Source organism: Pseudonocardia spirodelae (genome assembly GCF_037727765.1).
GTDB classification, from domain to species: Bacteria; Actinomycetota; Actinomycetes; order Mycobacteriales; family Pseudonocardiaceae; genus Pseudonocardia; species Pseudonocardia spirodelae.
The window spans coordinates 352,574-369,756 of the sequence record NZ_JBBJUP010000001.1; the positions used below are offsets into that span (position 1 = coordinate 352,574).

At 76.7% G+C, this 17,183-nt stretch carries 15 protein-coding genes and 1 pseudogene; 10 read left to right on the forward strand and 6 right to left on the reverse strand.

The features are described from left to right. Positions 1-220: 220 nt before the first annotated feature. Positions 221-2,032, forward strand: coding sequence for a DEAD/DEAH box helicase (locus WJX68_RS01570; RefSeq protein WP_340285674.1), 1,812 nt, complete (start codon positions 221-223; stop codon positions 2,030-2,032). A gap of 73 nt (positions 2,033-2,105) precedes the next feature. Here the strand turns inward: WJX68_RS01570 and WJX68_RS01575 are convergent, their stop codons facing one another. Continuing rightward, positions 2,106-2,591: a L,D-transpeptidase gene (locus WJX68_RS01575; protein ID WP_340285676.1), complete on the reverse strand. Its 486-nt coding sequence runs from the start codon at positions 2,589-2,591 to the stop codon at positions 2,106-2,108. Between the two features lie 178 nt (positions 2,592-2,769). On the opposite strand from WJX68_RS01575, the gene ilvD reads away from it, so the two are divergent. Further along, entirely contained in the window at positions 2,770-4,440 is a 1,671-nt protein-coding gene (gene ilvD / locus WJX68_RS01580; protein WP_340285677.1) for a dihydroxy-acid dehydratase, read from the forward strand. Between the two features lie 61 nt (positions 4,441-4,501). Here the strand turns inward: ilvD and WJX68_RS01585 are convergent, their stop codons facing one another. After that, positions 4,502-4,876, reverse strand: a complete 375-nt coding sequence (locus WJX68_RS01585) for a hypothetical protein (RefSeq protein ID WP_340285678.1) — start codon at positions 4,874-4,876, stop codon at positions 4,502-4,504. 138 nt (positions 4,877-5,014) lie between these two features. Between WJX68_RS01585 and WJX68_RS01590 the strand changes: the two genes are divergently transcribed. From WJX68_RS01590 to WJX68_RS01610, 5 genes and pseudogenes are all read left to right on the forward strand, one after another. Next, positions 5,015-7,186: a sensor histidine kinase gene (locus WJX68_RS01590; protein ID WP_340285680.1), complete on the forward strand. Its 2,172-nt coding sequence runs from the start codon at positions 5,015-5,017 to the stop codon at positions 7,184-7,186. Further along, complete coding sequence (locus WJX68_RS01595) at positions 7,174-7,818, forward strand: response regulator (RefSeq protein WP_340285681.1); 645 nt, start codon at positions 7,174-7,176, stop codon at positions 7,816-7,818. Before WJX68_RS01590 ends, WJX68_RS01595 begins: the two co-directional genes overlap by 13 nt. An 83-nt stretch (positions 7,819-7,901) precedes the next feature. After that, positions 7,902-8,453, forward strand: a complete 552-nt coding sequence (locus WJX68_RS01600; protein WP_340285683.1) for an ACT domain-containing protein — start codon at positions 7,902-7,904, stop codon at positions 8,451-8,453. A gap of 164 nt (positions 8,454-8,617) precedes the next feature. After that, a pseudogene (locus WJX68_RS25285) lies at positions 8,618-9,343 on the forward strand (maleate cis-trans isomerase family protein); the annotation flags it as partial. Between the two features lie 922 nt (positions 9,344-10,265). Then, the gene (locus WJX68_RS01610) at positions 10,266-10,868 is read left to right on the forward strand and encodes a class I SAM-dependent methyltransferase (RefSeq protein WP_340285684.1); all 603 of its coding nucleotides are present in this window, start codon (positions 10,266-10,268) and stop codon (positions 10,866-10,868) included. On the opposite strand, the gene WJX68_RS01615 is transcribed toward WJX68_RS01610, so the two are convergent. From WJX68_RS01615 to WJX68_RS01630, 4 genes are all read right to left on the reverse strand, one after another. After that, the gene (locus tag WJX68_RS01615) at positions 10,838-11,686 is read right to left on the reverse strand and encodes a methyltransferase domain-containing protein (RefSeq protein WP_340285686.1); all 849 of its coding nucleotides are present in this window, start codon (positions 11,684-11,686) and stop codon (positions 10,838-10,840) included. The genes WJX68_RS01610 and WJX68_RS01615 overlap by 31 nt on opposite strands. Before the next feature lie 40 nt (positions 11,687-11,726). Next, positions 11,727-12,113 carry a DUF3253 domain-containing protein gene (locus tag WJX68_RS01620; RefSeq protein WP_340285687.1) on the reverse strand — a complete coding sequence of 129 codons (387 nt, stop codon included), beginning with the start codon at positions 12,111-12,113 and terminating at the stop codon, positions 11,727-11,729. 324 nt (positions 12,114-12,437) lie between these two features. Further along, positions 12,438-13,280 (reverse strand): shikimate dehydrogenase, encoded by an 843-nt coding sequence (locus WJX68_RS01625; RefSeq protein WP_340285689.1) that lies wholly within the window; start codon positions 13,278-13,280, stop codon positions 12,438-12,440. A 23-nt stretch (positions 13,281-13,303) separates the two neighbouring features. Beyond that, the gene (locus WJX68_RS01630) at positions 13,304-13,942 is read right to left on the reverse strand and encodes a nicotinamide mononucleotide transporter family protein (protein WP_340285691.1); all 639 of its coding nucleotides are present in this window, start codon (positions 13,940-13,942) and stop codon (positions 13,304-13,306) included. 128 nt (positions 13,943-14,070) lie between these two features. On the opposite strand from WJX68_RS01630, the gene WJX68_RS01635 reads away from it, so the two are divergent. From WJX68_RS01635 to WJX68_RS01645, 3 genes are all read left to right on the forward strand, one after another. Beyond that, complete coding sequence (locus tag WJX68_RS01635) at positions 14,071-14,853, forward strand: decaprenylphospho-beta-D-erythro-pentofuranosid-2-ulose 2-reductase (protein ID WP_340285692.1); 783 nt, start codon at positions 14,071-14,073, stop codon at positions 14,851-14,853. Positions 14,854-14,972: 119 nt separating this feature from the next. After that, the gene (locus tag WJX68_RS01640) at positions 14,973-16,094 is read left to right on the forward strand and encodes an NDMA-dependent alcohol dehydrogenase (RefSeq protein ID WP_340285693.1); all 1,122 of its coding nucleotides are present in this window, start codon (positions 14,973-14,975) and stop codon (positions 16,092-16,094) included. Between the two features lie 7 nt (positions 16,095-16,101). Next, positions 16,102-17,181: a dipeptidase gene (locus tag WJX68_RS01645; RefSeq protein WP_340285694.1), complete on the forward strand. Its 1,080-nt coding sequence runs from the start codon at positions 16,102-16,104 to the stop codon at positions 17,179-17,181. The last annotated feature ends 2 nt before the right edge of the window (positions 17,182-17,183 follow it).

A 17,183-nucleotide genomic window follows, 5' to 3' on the forward strand; every position in this document is an offset into this window, starting at 1 on the left:
GCCTCGATCACGCAGGCCCGGACGGACGGGGCGTACCGGGACATGGCACACTGGTCGATCGACGGCCGTCGGCGACGACGCACGGCCGCGAGCCCCGGAGGTCTGGGTTCACCGGCACATCACTCATCGAGATGCCGAGCGCGGGCCTGGCGGGCTGGGAGAGCGGGCGAGAGCCGCCCGACGACACAGCGCACCCCCCTGCGCGAGCCTTGAGGACCGAGTGAGCACCCTGCTGGAACAGCACCCCGACCTGACCGACTCCGGAGACGAGATCACCACCGCGACCGCGGACACCGACACGGCCGACGCCCCGACCGGCCCCACCTTCGCCGACCTGGGCCTGGCGCCCCAGCTGCTGAGCGCGCTCGACGAGCTCGGCTACGAGACCCCGAGCCCGATCCAGGCCGCCGCGATCGGCACGCTGATCGACGGACGCGACCTGCTCGGCCAGGCCGCCACCGGCACCGGCAAGACGGCGGCGTTCTCGCTGCCGATGCTGCAGCGCCTGGCCGACGGCCGCACCGCCCCCGGCCGCGGCGCCAAGCCGTTCGGCCTGGTGCTGGCGCCGACCCGCGAGCTGGCCATGCAGGTCGGCGACGCGATCACCAAGTACGGCTCCGTGCTGGGCGCGAGCGTCGCCACCGTCTACGGCGGCGCCCCGATCGGCCCGCAGCTGGGCCGGCTGCGCCGCGGCGTCGACGTCGTCGTCGCCACCCCGGGCCGCGCGATCGACCTGATCAACCGTGGCGCGCTCGCGCTGGACGCGATCGAGGTCGCCGTCCTGGACGAGGCCGACGAGATGCTCGACATGGGCTTCGTCGAGGACATCGAGACGATCCTCGGGGCCACCCCGGCGGACCGCCAGACGGTGCTGTTCTCCGCGACCATGCCCGGCCGCATCCAGAGCCTGGCCCGCGAGCACCTGACCGACCCGGCCGACATCCGGATCAAGAAGGAGGCCACGCCCGAGGGCGAGGCCCCGCGGGTCCGCCAGACCGCGTACCACGTGCCGCGCAGCCACGTCACCGTCGCGCTGGGCCGGGTGCTCGAGATGGAGCAGCCGACCGCGGCCATCGTGTTCTGCCGCACCCGCGCCGACGTCGACGCCGTCACCGAGACCCTCACCGCGCGCGGGCTGCGCGCCGAGGCCCTGCACGGCGGCATGGACCAGGAGCACCGCACCCGCGTCGTCGAGCGCCTGCGTGCCGGGCGCACCGAGCTGCTGGTCGCCACCGACGTCGCGGCCCGCGGTCTCGACATCGACTCGCTGACCCACGTGGTCAACCACGACGTGCCGTCGTCGCCGGAGTCCTACGTGCACCGCATCGGCCGGGTCGGCCGCGCCGGGCGCGAGGGCGTCGCGATCACCCTGGTGACCCCGGGGTCGGTGCGTCACCTGCGCAACATCGAGCGGCTGATCGGCTCCTCGGTGCCCGGCGCGCCGGTGCCCTCGCCGGAGGACCTGCGCACCGTGCGGCTCGCCCGCACCGCGCTGGCCCTGCGCGAGCAGGCCGGGCAGGACGCCGACGCCGAGCCGCAGGACGGTGTGGAGCAGCTCGTCGTCGAACTGGCCCGCGACCACGACCTCGCCTCGGTCGCCGCGGCGGCCATCCGCCTCGCCCGCGCCGGCACCTCGGTGCCCGACGACGAGATCGAGATCCCCGAGGTCCGCGCCCGCGGCGGGCGCCCGGGCGCGCCCGGTGACCGGGGCCCGCGCCGCGACCGCGACGGCCGCCCCGGCGGCGCCCGCGGCCAGGGTGCCCGGCCCCCGAAGGCCGGCGCGACCCGTCTGTTCGTCTCCGCGGGCCGTGCCTCCGGCGTGCGCCCGCAGGACATCGTGGGCGCGCTGGCCAACGAGTCCCGGCTGTCGGGCCGCGACATCGGCGCCATCCAGATCCACGAGCGTCACTCGCTGGTCGAGGTGCCCGAGCACGCCGCCGACGACGTGCTGCGCTCGCTGCGCGGTGCGACGACGCTGAAGGGCCGCAAGGCCAACGTGCGTCGCGACCGGGACGCCGCCGGCGCCCGCTGACGCACCGACCGTCACACGCCGAAGGGCCCGCCGGACAGTTCCGGCGGGCCCTTCGGCGTACGGGCGGGAGGTGTCAGCGCACCTCGACGCGGTCGCCCTTGTCCAGCTTGGAGAAGAACACCGTCGCGTTCTGGTTGGTCATCTTCACGCAGCCGGCCGAGCCGGAGTCGCGGTCGCCCTCGTGGAAGGCGATGCCGCCGGGCGCGAAGAAGGTCGACCATGGCATCGGGGCGCCGTCGAACTCGGCGGAGTGGTGGTCGCGGTCCTTGTCGTAGACCGCGAAGTCGCCGGTCGGGGTCTCCCGGCCCTGCCCGCCGGTGGCGACGTCGACCGGGCCGTAGGTCACGACGCCGTTCTTCATCAGCCAGGCCTGCTGGGTCTCCAGGTCCACACAGGCCTTCGCGGCGGCCGAGCACGGGGTGCCGCCGACGCCCTCGTCCTCGCCGGCCGCGAGCGCGGTCCCGGCGGCCCCCAGACCGATCACCAGGCCGGCGGCAGCGACGACGAGCGCGCGGGTACGGCGGGTGAGTCGCGGAGTGGGTTCGTTCGTGTGCGCCATGAGTGTCGCTCGGGTCCTCTCGGGTGAATGACAGTGCTGCCGACCAGCCCAACGATCACGGACGGCAACGGATACGCCCGGACGAGCGACGGGTTGCGGCGGGAAACGGGCTGCCCGCGACGATCTGCGGGAGGATCGCCCCCGCGACGAGCCACGCCCGCCACCCTCAGGAGCGCGCATGACCAGCAAGCCCCGCAGCCACCAGGTCACCGACGGCATCGGCGCCACCGCCGCCCGCAGCATGCTGCGCGCGGTCGGGATGCGCGACGACGACTTCGCCAAGCCGCAGATCGGCATCGCGTCGTCCTGGAACGAGATCACCCCGTGCAACCTCTCGCTGCAGCGCCTGGCGATGGCGGCGAAGGAGGGCGTGCACGCCGCGGGCGGCTACCCGATGGAGTTCGGCACGATCTCGGTGTCCGACGCGATCTCCATGGGCCACCGGGGGATGCACTACTCGCTGGTCAGCCGCGAGATCATCGCCGACTCGGTGGAGACCGTCGTCGAGGCCGAGCGGCTCGACGGCACCGTGCTGCTCGCCGGCTGCGACAAGTCGCTGCCCGGGATGCTCATGGCCGCCGCCCGGCTCGATCTCGCGGGCGTGTTCGTCTACGCCGGGTCGATCATGCCCGGGCGGGTCGGGGACCGGGAGGTCAACATCGGCGACGCCTTCGAGGGCATCGGCGCGTGCGCCCGCGGGCTCATCACCCCCGACGAGCTCGACGCACTGGAGCGCGCCATGTGCCCGGGCGAGGGCGCGTGCGGCGGCTTCTACACCGCCAACACGATGGCCGCCGCCGCCGAGGCGCTGGGGATGGCGCTGCCCGGCTCGGCCAGCCCGCCCGCGGTCGACCGGCGCCGCGACGGCGTCGCCCGCGCCTCCGGGGAGGCCGCGGTCGGGATGATCGCGAAGGGGCTGACCGCACGCACGGTGCTCACCCGCGAGGCGTTCGAGAACGCGATCGCGGTGGTCATGGCCTTCGGCGGGTCCACCAACGCGGTCCTGCACCTGCTCGCGATCGCCCGCGAGGCCGAGGTCCCGCTGACCCTGGACGACTTCAACACCGTCGGCGACCGGATCCCGCACCTGGCCGACGTCAAGCCGTTCGGCCGGCACCTGATGTACGCCGTCGACCAGGTCGGCGGGGTGCCGGTGGTGATGAAGGCGCTGCTCGACGCCGGGCTGATCCACGGCGACGCGCCGACCGTCACCGGGCGCACGGTCGCGGAGAACCTGGCCGAACTGGACCCGCCGGGGCTCGACGGCGCCGTCATCCACGACCTCGCCGACCCCATCCACCCCACCGGCGGGCTGACGATCCTGCGCGGCTCGCTGGCCCCCGACGGCGCCGTGGTCAAGTCCGCGGGCTTCGACGCGGCCACCTTCACCGGCACCGCCCGCGTGTTCGACGGCGAGCAGGGCGCGCTCGACGCCGTCGACGCCGGGGAGATCGCCCCCGGCACGATCGTGGTCATCCGCTACGAGGGCCCGCGCGGCGGGCCGGGGATGCGGGAGATGCTCGCCGTCACCGGCCGGATCAAGGGCGCCGGGCTCGGCAAGGACGTGCTGCTCGTGACCGACGGCCGGTTCTCCGGTGCGACGACCGGGCTGTGCGTCGGGCACGTCGCGCCCGAGGCCGCCGACGGCGGCCCGATCGCCCTGGTGCGCGACGGCGACACCGTCACCCTGGACATGAAGGCCCGCACCATCGACATCGGCGTCGAGCCGGCGGAGCTGCGGCGGCGCCGCGAGGAGTGGGTGTGCCCGGAGCCGACCAACCGGCGCGGGGTGCTGGGCAAGTACGCCAAGCTGGTGTCCTCGGCCGCCGACGGCGCGGTCTGCGGCTGACCCGCGCCGGACGCCCGCCGCGTGCCCCGCCCCCCGGCCGGGGCACGCGGCGCGACCCCGGTCAGCCCGTGGGTGCGGTACGCCCGGCGCGCGGCCCGACCAGGGCCGGGGCGATCAGCGCGATCGCGACCGTGGTCAGGGCCAGCGACGCCGCCACGGTGACGAGCAGCGTGGCCGGCAGGTTCGCCGCGTCGAGCAGCGGCAGCAGGTTCGACACCGCCGACACCACGACGGCCACCCACAGGGCGGCCCGGCTGCCCCGCCACCACCACAGGCCCAGCCCCACCAGGGTGAGCACCCCGGTGACGGGGCCGACGTAGGCGGCGACGGCGGGCGCGGACGACGGCGGCGGGCCGATGACGTTGCCGAGCAGCGACAGGACCCCGCCGAACACGGCGAGGAGCACGGCTCCGGCGATGACACGTGAGGAGTGCACGAGGACCTCCGGTGGGTGGTGTCGGACGCCGGACACGATGCGGCGCGCACACCGCCCGCCGCATCGGGGCGACGGCGGGTCCGCACCTCCGTGCCCGCACGGATTCCGCGGGCCCGCGCGCCGTCCTACCCTGCGACGATGACCGCGCCGACACCGTGGCCCCGCGCGGCGACGCTGCTGCTCGCCGCCGTCACCGGCGTCCTCGCGGTGGCCGGTCCGCTGCTCGCGGCGCGGGCCGGGACCGGGCTCGCCGAGCCGCTGCTGTGGAGCGGGCTGTCGGTGCTCCCCCTCGCGCCCGCCCTGCTGCTCGCCGCGCGGCGCCCGCAGCTCGCGGTCGCGCCGCTGCTGGCCGCCGCGGGGGCCGGGGCCGCGCTGAACGGGGCGGGGGACCGCTATCTGGACCTCGTCGCCGCCGGGGCGTCGCCGCCGGGCGCCTGGTGGGTGGTGCCGCTGGTGCTGCAGATGAGCTGGATGCTGTTCTTCGTCCCGTTCGCGCTGCTCGCGCTGGTGTTCCCCGACGGGCGCCCGCCCCGGGGGTGGGGCCGCGCGGTCGCCGCCGGGCTGCCGGCCGTCCCGGTCCTGGCGGCGGTGGCCGTTGCCGTGGCCCCCGGCGGCTACCGCGACCCGGCGGCGGGTTTCCCGCACACCCTGGGCACCGGCCCGGACGCCCTGACCGGGGTTGCGGTCGTGCTGGTCGGGCTGTTCTGGGTCCTCCTGCTCGCCGCGGGGACGGCGCCGGTGCTGCGCCGGCGCCGCACCACCGACCCGGTCGAGCGGGCGCAGCTGCGCTGGCTGGGGCTGGCCGGGCTGGGGATCCCGGTCACCCTGCTGCTCTGCTGGGCGAGCTACCTGCTGCTCGACGGACCCGACCTCGTCGTCGCCGGCCTGGTGGGGCTCTACGTCGGGATCCCCGCCGCGACCGTGGTCGCCGTCCTGCGTCACGGGCTCTACGACGTGGACCGCGCGTACGCGGCCACCCTCACCTGGACCGCCGTGGCGGCCGCTCTGCTGGCCGTGCACAGCACCGTCGCGTTCGCCGTCGGCTCCCTGGCCGGCCAGGGCTCGGCGCCGACCGCCGCCGCGGCCACCGCGGTCTGCGCGGCCGCGCTCGCGCCGCTGCGGGTGCGGCTGCGCCGTGTCGTCGACGCCCGGATCGACCCGCACCGGCGGGCCGCGCTCGACGCCGTCGCCGCCCTGACCCGGGAGAGCCGCGACGGCCGCGCGCGGCCCGAGGAGCTGGCCGGGCGGCTGCGCGCCGCGCTCGGGGACCCGACGCTCGTCGTCGGGCACCGGCCGCCGGGCGGGGACGCCGACACCCTGGTCGACGCCGAGGGCCGCCCGCTCGTCCCGGACGGCGGCCGGGTCGTGCCGGTGGTCCGCGACGGCCGCCGGGTCGGTGTCGTCGCGGCCGCCGGGGTGTCCCGCTCGCTGCTGCGGGAGGTCGCCGAGGGCGCCGCGCTGCTGGTCGAGGTGGTGTGCCTGCGCCAGGAGGCGAGCCGGGCGCAGGCCGAGGCCGAGGCGGGCCGCGCGCGGCTGCTGGAGGTCGGCGACGCGGAGCGCCGCCGCCTGGAGCGCGACCTGCACGACGGCGCCCAGCAGCGGCTGGTCTCGCTCGGGATGACCCTGCGGCTGGCGCAGCGCCGCCTCGACACCGACCCGGTGTCGGCCCTGGACGCGGTGCTGGACGAGGCCGTCGCGGAGCTGGCGGCCGCGGTGGCCGAGCTGCGCCGCATCGCCCACGGCCTGCGCCCGTCCGGGCTCGACGACGGGCTGCCCGCCGCCCTGCGCGGGCTCACCGCGCGGCTGCCGCTGCCGGTGCGGCTGGAGATCGTCGACGAGCAGCCGCCCGCGCCGGCGCTCCGGCCGGTCGCGCCGGTCCCGTCGCCCCGGGACGGGGCCGCCGCGGCCGCGCGGCCCGCGGCCGCGACGGTCCCGGCCGCCGCGGTCCCGGCGACGGCGGGCCCGGCCGCCCGCGGCCCGGCGGGCGCGCCCGGCACGGCGGAGCGGGCCGACCCGGACTGGCTCGACGTGCCCGACCCGGTCGCCCTCACCGCCTACTACGTGGTCGGCGAGGCCCTGACCAACACCGTGCGCCACGCCGGCGCGACCCGCGTCGAGGTCCGCGCCACCCGCTGCGCCGCCGGTCTGCGCGTGCGGGTCCGCGACGACGGCTCCGGCGGCGCCGCGGTCCGCCCCGGGCACGGGCTCGGCGGCCTGGCCGACCGCGTCGCCGCGGCCGGGGGCACCCTGGCCGTGCGCAGCGACGACGACGGCACCGAGGTCACCGCGGAGCTGCCGTGCGGATCGTGATCGGCGAGGACTCGGCGCTGTTCCGGGAGGGTCTGGTCCGCATCCTCACCGCCGACGGGCACGACGTCGTCGCGGCCGCGGGCGACGCGCCGGCCACCGTGGAGGCGGTGCTGGCCCACCGGCCGGACCTGGCCGTCATCGACGTCCGGATGCCGCCCGGGCACACCGACGACGGCGCCCGCGCCGCCCGTGCCATCCGCGAGGCCGACCCCGGCCGCCCCGTCGTGCTGCTCTCCCAGCACGTGGAGTCCCGGCACTCGGTCGAGCTCGTCGGGACCGGCGCGTTCGGCTACCTGCTCAAGGACCGGGTGCTCGACGTCGCCGAGTTCCTCGACGCGCTCACCCGGGTCGCGGCCGGGGGGTCGGCGCTCGACCCCGAGGTCGTCGCCCGGCTGATCGGGCACCGCCGCGAGACCGACCGCCTCGCCCGGCTCACCCCGCGCGAACGCGAGGTGCTGGCGCTGATGGCCGAGGGCCGCACGAACCGCGGCATCGCGCGACGCCTGCACCTGACCGAACGCACCGTCGAGACCCACACCGGCTCGATCATGGGCAAGCTCGGTCTCGCCGCCTCCGACGACGACCACATCCGCGTCCTCGCCGTACTGGCGCACCTCGACGCCCGCCCGTGACGACCCGCCCGGGCCCGGAGCGGGACGCATCCGACACCGCGCCGACACGGGACCGCAACATCCGCGGCGCACGCTGGACGGTGATGAGTACCGACCCCGGGACCGCGCACGCCCTCTACCGGGTCCGCGTCCGGCTGCCCGACGAGCCGGGCGCCCTGGCCGGGCTGACCGCGGCCCTGGCGCAGCTGGGCTGCAACATCCTCGCCCTGTCGGTGCACGGCCAGGACGCCCGCTCGGTCGTCGACGAGCTGCTGGTCTCCGGGCCGTGCAGCGTCGGGGCGCTGTCGGTGGCGGTGTGCGGTGCGGCCCCCGGGGGCGGGGTGCTGGTGCTCCCGGCCGACCCGCACGACCTGGTCGACCCGCCGACCCGGGCGCTGGACCTCGTCGCGGCCGGTCCGTCGCCCGCCGAGGGGGTCGCCGTGCTGCTCGGCGCATCGTCCGTGCGGACCCCGGGCCCGGGCGAGCCCGGGGCACGCGACGAGCACGAGCTGGAACTGGCCGCGCCGGACGGCACCCGCATCGTCGCCGGACGGGCGGCGCCGTTCACCGTCACCGAGGTGGCCCGCGCCGAGGCGTTCCTGCGCGCGGTGGCGGCGCGCCCGCGGACCGACCCGCACGGGTGGCCCGGCGCGTAGCGCACTCGGCGCACCGCAGGCGCCGGTCGGCGTAGCACCGATGTGGAGCGTCGGCAAGCGCTGGCATCCTGCGCGCAGCGGGACGATCGAGAACGGGCACTACCCACAGGCCTCCGGCGGGCGTCCTCACCATCGCGATACCGCGGCGACCCGCGGCCGAAACGATGGACGGTGATCGTTGCGTCATGGAGGCCGCTATGGATGCACGGGTGGGTGTCGTCGTCCCCTACGACTTCGCGTTGGACCGCGAGATGTGGCGCTGGGTACCCGAGCAGGTGACCCTGCACGTCACCCGCACCCCGTTCGCCGCGACGCCGGCCGACGCCGCGCAGGCCCGGCTCATCTCCGACCCGGACACGGTGCGCCGTGCCGCGGCCGACGTGCTCACCCCCGGACCGGGGGTGGTCGCGTACTCGTGCACCTCGGGCAGCTTCGTCGGCGGCGCGGCGGGGGAGGCCGCGCTGCGTGCGGCGGTGCTGGAGGCCGGTGCCCCGCGGGCGGTCACGACGTCCGGCGCGCTGGTCGAGGCCTGCGCGGAGCTGGGCGTGACCCGGCTCGCCGTCGCCACGCCCTATGTCGACGACCTCACCGGCCTGCTGGCCGCCTTCCTCGCCGAGGGCGGTGTCACCACGGTCGCCCGGCACGGCCTCGGCCTGCTCGGCCGCATCTGGACGGTGTCGCCGGAGCAGGTGGTCGCCGCCGTGCGCGCCGCCGACCACCCCGACGCGCAGGCGGTGTTCGTCTCCTGCACCAACCTGCCCACCTACGACGCGATCGCCGGTCTGGAGCGCGAGCTGGGCAAGCCCGTCCTCACCGCGAACCAGGTCACGATGTGGGCGGCGCTGCGCGCGGTCGGGCACCGCGCCGTCGGGCCCGGGCAGTCCCTGGTGGACGGCCCCGCCGCGGCGCCGGTGCTGCGCGTCGTCGGCGACCTCGCCACGCCCGCCGCACCCGCGGAGCTGCACAAGGTCCGCGTCCGGCTGCCCGACGAGGCCGGCGCGCTGGCCCGGCTCACCGCCGCCGTCGCCGAGGTGGGCGGCAACATCCTGTCGCTGACCGTGCACGCCCAGGACGGGGGCTCGGTGCTCGACGAGCTGCTGGTCGGCGGGGCGGTCACCGCCGAGCGGCTGTCGCGGGTGATCCGCCGCCGGGTCCGCGGGACCGGGCCGGACGCCGTGCGCGTCACCCCGGCCGACCCGCACGAGCTCGTCGACGCCCCGACCCGGGCGCTCGACCTGCTGGCGCTGGCCCGGGGCCGCGACGCCGTGCGCGACGGGCTCGCCGCGCTGCTCGACGCCGACGAGGTCCGCCCCGCGGGCCCGGTGTCCGCAGGCGGGTACCGCCTGGAGCTCGGGTCGCCCGCCGGGTGGGTCGTGGCGCGCCGGGAGTGGGCGCCGTTCACCGTCACCGAGCGGGCCCGCGGCGAGGCGTTCCTGCGCGCCGCCACGGCCGCGGCGCAGCCGTCGTACGCGGTGCTGCTGCCCGGCGGGGAGGAGCTGCGCGCGGCCGGGGCGAGCGGGGAGGAGCTCGTCGAGCTCGACGTGCTGCTGCGCACCTGCCTGGCCGGTGACGCCGGTGCCGGCTGGAGCGCCGACGACCTGCGCGCGGTGCTGCTGCCCGCGGCCGGACCGGCGCTCACGCTGCACACCGCGGCCGGGGAGCTGGTCGGCCTGGCCGCGCTGCTCGACCCCGAGCCGGGCACCGGCGGGCCGGAGCCGGTCGTCGTGGTCCATCCGTCCTACCGCGGCCGGGGACTCGGGGGATGGCTGCGCGGGCGCCTCGGCTCCGGTGTGGCCGCCTAACCTGTCCGGTGTGCCCGACGATCTCGCGCTGAACCCGGGGGAGCTCCCCGACGACTGGGACGCCTGGCGGGACCGGGTCGACCTCGAGGACTACGACCGCACCTGGGCCGCGATGGCCGAGGCGGGGCAGAACCCGCACGGCGAGGCCGACCTGGTGCAGGCGCTGCTCGCGGCCGGCCCGGTGCTCGACGGCGGCTGCGGCACCGGGCGGGTCGCGATCGAGCTGGACCGCCGGGGGATCGGCGTCGTCGGCGCCGACCCCGACCCCGACATGATCGCCGCGGCCCGCGCGAAGGCGCCGCGCCTGCGGTGGGAGACCACCGGGCTGGAGGCCCTCGACCTGCCCGAGCGGTTCGGGCTGGTCGTGCTGGCGGGCAACGTGATCCCCTACGCGACCGACCGCGCCGGGGTCGTCGCCGGCTGCGCGCGGCACCTGGCCCCGGGCGGGCTGCTGCTCGCCGGGTTCGCCCTGCGGCCCGGCTGGCCCACCGTCGCCGACCACGACGGCTGGTGCGCCGCGGCCGGGCTCACCCCGCTGGCGCACTGGTCGACCTGGGACCGGGACCCCTACGCCGGCGGCGACTACGTCGTGGCGCTGCACCGCCGCGCCTGAACCGGCGCGGGCCCTCGGCCGGGCACCCGGCAGAGGATCTCGCCGTGCGGTATCACGATCCAGCCGTCGGGGTGGGCGGCCCACTCCCGCCAGGCGGCGGAGATCCCGTCCAGCTCGCCCGCGTCGGCGAGGCCGCGCTCCACCGCCATCCGCCCGATGCCGGTGTGGATGCGCTCGGCCCACATGCCGCCCCAGGCGTCGCGCGCGGCGGGGGTGGCGTGGCACCAGACCGACGCCGACGGGGTGACCTCGGTGAACCCGGCGGCGTGCGCCCAGCCGAGCAGGCGCCGCCCGGCGTCGGGCTCCGCGTCGTTGCCGCGGGCGACCGCGCGGTAGAGCTCCAGCCACCGGTCCAGCCGCGGGTCCTGCGGCCACCAGTGGAAGCCCGCGTAGTCGGCGTCGCGGGCGGCGACCAGGCCGCCGGGGCGCGCGACGCGGCCCATCTCGCGCAGCACCGCGACCGGGTCGGACACGTGCTGGAGCACCTGGTGGGCGTGCACGACGTCCCAGGTGCCGTCCGGATCGGACAGGGCGTAGCCGTCGTCGACGGCGAACTCGACGTCCAGCCCGCGGGCGGCGGCCGTGGCGCGGGCCCGTTCCAGCGGCCCGGGCACCACCTCGACGCCGCGGACCCGCCCGGGCGCGACCCGCGCCGCGAGGTCGGCGGTGATGCTGCCCGGCCCGCAGCCGACGTCGAGCAGGCTGGTGCCGGCCGCGAGGCGCGGCAGCAGGTAGCCGCACGAGTCCTGCGCGGTGCGGGCGGCGTGCGAGGCGACGACGACGCCCGGGTGGCCGTGGGTGTAGGTGTCACGGGGCACGGGCCCAGCCTGCCCCACGGACCGGTCGCGCCGCACGGCCTCACCCGGCCGGCGCCGCCCGGCCCCGCGTCGCGCGGCGGATCCGGACGGGACCCTTCGCCGTCGACGGGTCCACCACGGCGCCCTTCTGGACGATCTCGACCCGCCCGGCGTCCACGAGGCGCCGCGCCGCCATCCGGGCGGGCTCCATCAGCTCGCGCCAGCCCTCGGGGTCGACGGCGCGGGCGGCCTCGGACGGGCAGATCGTGGCCCCGCCCCGGCGCCGGTCGAGCAGGCCGGTGATCGCGGACTCCAGCTCGCCGTCGACGGGACGGATCCCGCGCCGGCGGCAGCCCTTCGAGCAGTAGCGGACGTGCTCCCAGTCGTCGGCCCACTTGCGGCGCCACTCGATCCGGCGTCCGCAGACCGCGCAGCTCCTGTCCTCCACCCGCTCATCGTCGTCCGCGCGGCACGGTTCCGCTCGCCGACGGGGATCGGGTTCCCTGCCGTCGTGGGCCTGGCCCGGCACCGGGGGTCCTGGTCACGCCCGTCCTGACGGTGGCGGTGATCGTGTGGAGCATCCTGGCCGTGGGGGCGTGGGTGGGGCGCAGCGTGGTCGCGTTCGCCGCGGGCGCGGACGCGAGCCCGGTCGGCGAGGCGCTGGTGGCCGGCGCGGCGGCGAACGTCGTCGCGTTCCTGTTCATGACGTGGGCCTCGGTCGCGACCCCCTGGGGACGCACACCGTGGGCGGGGGTGCGGCGCGCGGGCCGGGTCAGCGGCGGGCGAGCACGGCCGCGTCGAGGGCGGAGCGCATCGCCGACTCCGGCCCCGGCCGTCCGGTCATGAGCTCGACCTGGGCGACGGCCTGCTGCAGCAGCATCTCCAGGCCGGACACGATCGTCGCCCCGGCGGCCGCGGCGCCGCCCGCGACGACCGTCGGCCACGGCGCGTAGACGGCGTCGAGCAGCACCGTCGCGGGCCGCCAGCGGGCCCCGGCGAGCGCGTCGGCGGCCCCGGCGGGCAGCGTCGACACGACGACGTCGGCGCCCTCCAGCAGCCGCGCGGCGGCCGCCGGGTCGCCCAGCACGGCGTGCACGGTGACGTCGGTGCCGAGCCGCTCGGCGGTGGCCCGCAGGTCCGCGGTGCGCCCGGCGTCGCGGACGGCGACGTCGACGGCGTCGACCTCCACGTCGTGCAGCGCGGCCACCGCGGCCTGCGCGGTCCCGCCGGCACCGAGCACGACCGCGCGGCCGGTCCCGGCCCCCGCGGCGCGCAGCGAGCGGACGATCCCGGTCACGTCGGTGTTGTGCGCGGTGGTGCCGGTGGCCTCGAAGACCAGCGTGTTGCCCGCGCCGATCGCGGCCGCCCCGGGCGCCACGTGGTCGGCGACCTCGAGCAGCACGCGTTTGAGCGGCATCGTCAGCGACAGCCCCGCCCACTCCGGGCCCAGCGCGGCGACGAACCGGGCGAGCCCGGCCTCGTCGACCTCGTGCCGGTCGTAGTGCCAGCCGGTGAGGCCGAGCGCGGCGTAGGCGGCGTTGTGCAGCGCGGGGGACAGCGAGTGCGCGATCGGCGAGCCGAGGACGGCGGCGCGGCGGACGGGGGTCGTGCTCATCCGGGCAGTATCGCCGGTGGCGCTCAGGCCACCCGCGACGGCTCCCGCGACGCGGTGCCCACCTGCCGCCGCGCCCGCGCCCAGCTCCACCAGCCGTGGACCACCAGCCCGGCGAAGACGACGTAGACCGCGGCGGAGAACCACAGCCCCGACGCCAGCTGCAGGGGCACGCCGACGGCGTCGACCAGCAGCCAGATCGCCCAGAACTCGATCAGCCGCAGGCCCTGGGCGAGGAAGGCGACCGCGGTGCCGACGAAGATCGCCGCGTCCGGCCAGGGCGCCCAGCTCGCACCGAGGGCGTCGAGGACCAGCGCCATGACGACGGTGCCCCCGGCCAGCAGCCCGGCCAGCGCGAGGCGCTGGCGGGCGGTGCCGTGCCGCACCGCGAGCCCGTAGACGGGGTCGCGGCGGCGCAGCCAGGCCCACATCCCGAACACCGAGATCGCGAACACGATGACCTGCCGGAACGCGAGCCCACCCAGGTGGGCGGAGGCGTAGACGGCGAACAGCAGCGCGCAGGCGGCCATCTGCACCGGCCAGGTCGCGAGGCTGCGGCGCCGGGCGAGGAACACGACGGCGAGCGCGCCGATCTGGCCGATCAGCTCGGCCCACGAGACGAACTGGCCGAACACGGTCAGCCCGTGGTGCAGCAGGAGGTCCACGGCCGTCCCCTTCCCGGGTGCGGCGTGCGCACCCCGTGACAGCAGACAACGGCGGAGCCGCCCGCGCCCATCCCGGCCGCCCCCGGTGTGAGCGGACGCACATCGCGCCGGATGGGAGGCTGCGCGGCGTGAGCGAGACGGTCCTGGTCCTGGGCGGGCGCAGCGAGATCGGTGTGGGGGTGGCGCAGCGGCTCGCCGCCGGGGGCGCCTCGACGGTGGTGCTGGCCGCGCGGCGCCCGGACGAGCTGGCCGCCGAGGCCGCCCGGGTGGCGGCCGCCGGGGCGGGTGGCGGCCCCGGTGGCGGCCCCGGTGGCGGCACGGTGGTGGACACCGTCGCCTTCGACGCCGACGACCTCGCCGGGCACCGCCCGCTGCTCGACGACGTGGCGGCCCGGCACGGGCGGATCGACGTCGCCGTCGTCGCGTTCGGGATCCTGGGCGACCAGGCCCGCGCCGAGACCGACGCCGCGCACGCGGCCGCGATCGTGCACACCGACTACCTCGCCCAGGTCCACCTGCTCACCGAGCTCGCGCAGGTGCTGCGGGCGCAGGGCGGCGGGACGATCGTCGTCTACTCCTCGGTGGCCGGGGTGCGGGTGCGGCGCGCCAACTACGTCTACGGCAGCGCCAAGGCGGGTCTCGACGGTTTCGCCTCCGGGCTGGCCGACGCGCTGCACGGCAGCGGGGTGCGGCTGGTGCTGATCCGCCCCGGGTTCGTGGTCGGGCGGATGACCGAGGGGATGAGCCCGGCGCCGCTGTCGTCCACCCCGGACCGGGTCGCCGACGCGACCGTGCGGGCGGTGCGGCGCGGGAGCGGCAACGCCGACGTGTGGGTCCCGGGCGCCCTGCGGCTGCTGTTCCTCGCCCTGCGGCTGCTTCCCCGTGCGGTGTGGCGCCGGATGCCGCGTTAGCGAGTCCGTCTACAGGTGAACGGTCGGACGCGATCTGTGTGTGGCACTTCCCCTCACGTGACCCGGCTCCTATCGTCGCGTGCGCATCCCAGTGACGACGACGTCTGAGGAGTACCACCGTGGGACACACCCGTGGAGCCATCGTCCGCAGCGCTCCGGGCAAGTACGAGGTCGTCGACCTCGAGCTCGACGAGCCGCGCGACGGTGAGATCGAGGTCAAGATGGTGGCCTCGGGTCTCTGCCATTCCGACGACCACATCGCGACCGGGGACATCCCGGTCGGCACCTACCCGTTCGCCGGCGGCCACGAGGGCTCCGGCATCGTCACCCGGGCCGGCAAGAACAAGAAGGGGCTGAAGGAGGGCGACCACGTCGTCTTCTCGTTCCTGCCCTCCTGCGGGCACTGCCGGTGGTGCGCCAGCGGCATGCAGAACCTGTGCGACCTCGGCGCGGGCCTGCTCGCCGGGACCCGGTGGGAGGAGAACACCACCCGCCTGCGGCTGGAGGACGGCACCCCGGTCGGCCAGATGTGCGGCATCTCGACCTTCTGCGAGACCACCCTGGTCTCGGAGGACTCGTGCGTGAAGGTGCCCGACGACATCCCGCTCGAGGTCGCCTGCCTCGTCGGCTGCGGCGTCGGCACCGGGTGGGGCTCCGCGGTCAACGCCGGCGGCGTGCAGCCGGGCCACACCACCATCGTCATGGGCATCGGCGGCATCGGCATCAACGCGGTGCAGGGCGCGGTGCACGCGGGCGCGGCGAACGTCATCGCCGTCGACCCGGTCGCGCTGAAGCGGGAGAAGGCCCAGCAGCTCGGCGCCACCCACGCGGTGGAGTCGATGGAGGAGGCCACCGAGATCGCCAAGCAGTTCACCAACGGCCAGGGCGCCGACCAGACGATCGTGACCGTCGGCGTGGTCAAGCCCGACCACGTCGGGCAGGCGATGGCCTCGATCCGCAAGGCGGGCACGGTCGTCGTCACGGCGCTGGGCGACATCAACTCCACCGAGCCGCTGCCGGTGTCGCTGGCCGACGTCACCCTGTTCCAGAAGCGGATCCAGGGCGCGATGTTCGGCATGTCCAACCCGAACTGGGACATCCTGCGCCAGCTGGAGCTCTACCGGGCCGGTGCGCTGAAGCTCGACGAGCTGGTCACCACCACCTACACCCTGGACCAGGTCGCCGAGGCCTACGAGGACATGCACGCCGGTAAGAACGTCCGCGGCGTCATCCGCTACTGATGGAGGCATGACGTTCGTCCTCGACGGCCACAACGACCTCCCCTGGGCCCTGCGCGAGCTGTCCGGGGGTGACCCGGCCGCCGAGCCGGACGTCGCCGCCGGCGACCCGCGGCTGCACACCGACCTGCCCCGGCTGCGCGCCGGGCGGGTCGGTGCGCAGTTCTGGTCGGTCTACGTGCCGGGCGAGCTCGGTCACGACGAGGCGGTCACCGCCGTGCTCGACCAGGTCGACCGGGTGCGGCGGCTGCTCGCCGCCCACCCGGACGCCCTCGCCGCCGCCGACACCGCCGACGACGTGGACGCCGCCGTCGCGTCGGGGCGGGTCGCGTCTATGATGGGTGCCGAGGGCGGGCACTGCATCGCCGACTCGCTGGCGGTGCTGCGCGTCCTGCGCGGGCTCGGCGTCCGCTACCTGACGCTGACCCACAACCTGAACAACAACTGGGCCGACTCGGCCACCGACACCGCGCGGCACGGTGGGCTGGCGCCGTTCGGGCGTGACGTCGTCGCCGAGATGAACCGGATCGGCATGATCGTCGACCTGTCCCACGTCGCACCGTCGACGATGCGCGACGCGCTGGCCCGCACCACCCGGCCGGTGCTGTTCACCCACTCCGGGGCCCGCGCGGTCACCGACCACCCGCGCAACGTGCCCGCCGACGTGCTGGAGGCGCTGCCGGGCAACGGCGGCGTGGTCATGGCGACGTTCGTGCCGCGATTCGTCTCCACCGCCGTCACCACCTGGGACGACCGGCTGCGCGCGGCGATGTCCGCGGCCGGAGCCGACCACCGCGACCTCGCCGCCCGGACCCGGTTCGCCGCGTCCTGGGACGGCCCGCCGGCACCGCGCGCGACGCTCGCCGACGTCGTCGCGCACGTCGAGCACCTGCGCGAGGCCGCCGGGATCGACCACGTCGGGATCGGCGGGGACTTCGACGGCACCTCCGAGCTGCCCGACGAGCTGTCCGACGTCTCGACCTACCCGCGGCTGCTCGACGCGCTCGCCGACCGCGGCTGGAGCGCCGGGGACCTCGCGAAGCTGGCCCACCGCAACGCCCTGCGGGTGCTGCGCGACGCCGACGCCTGAGC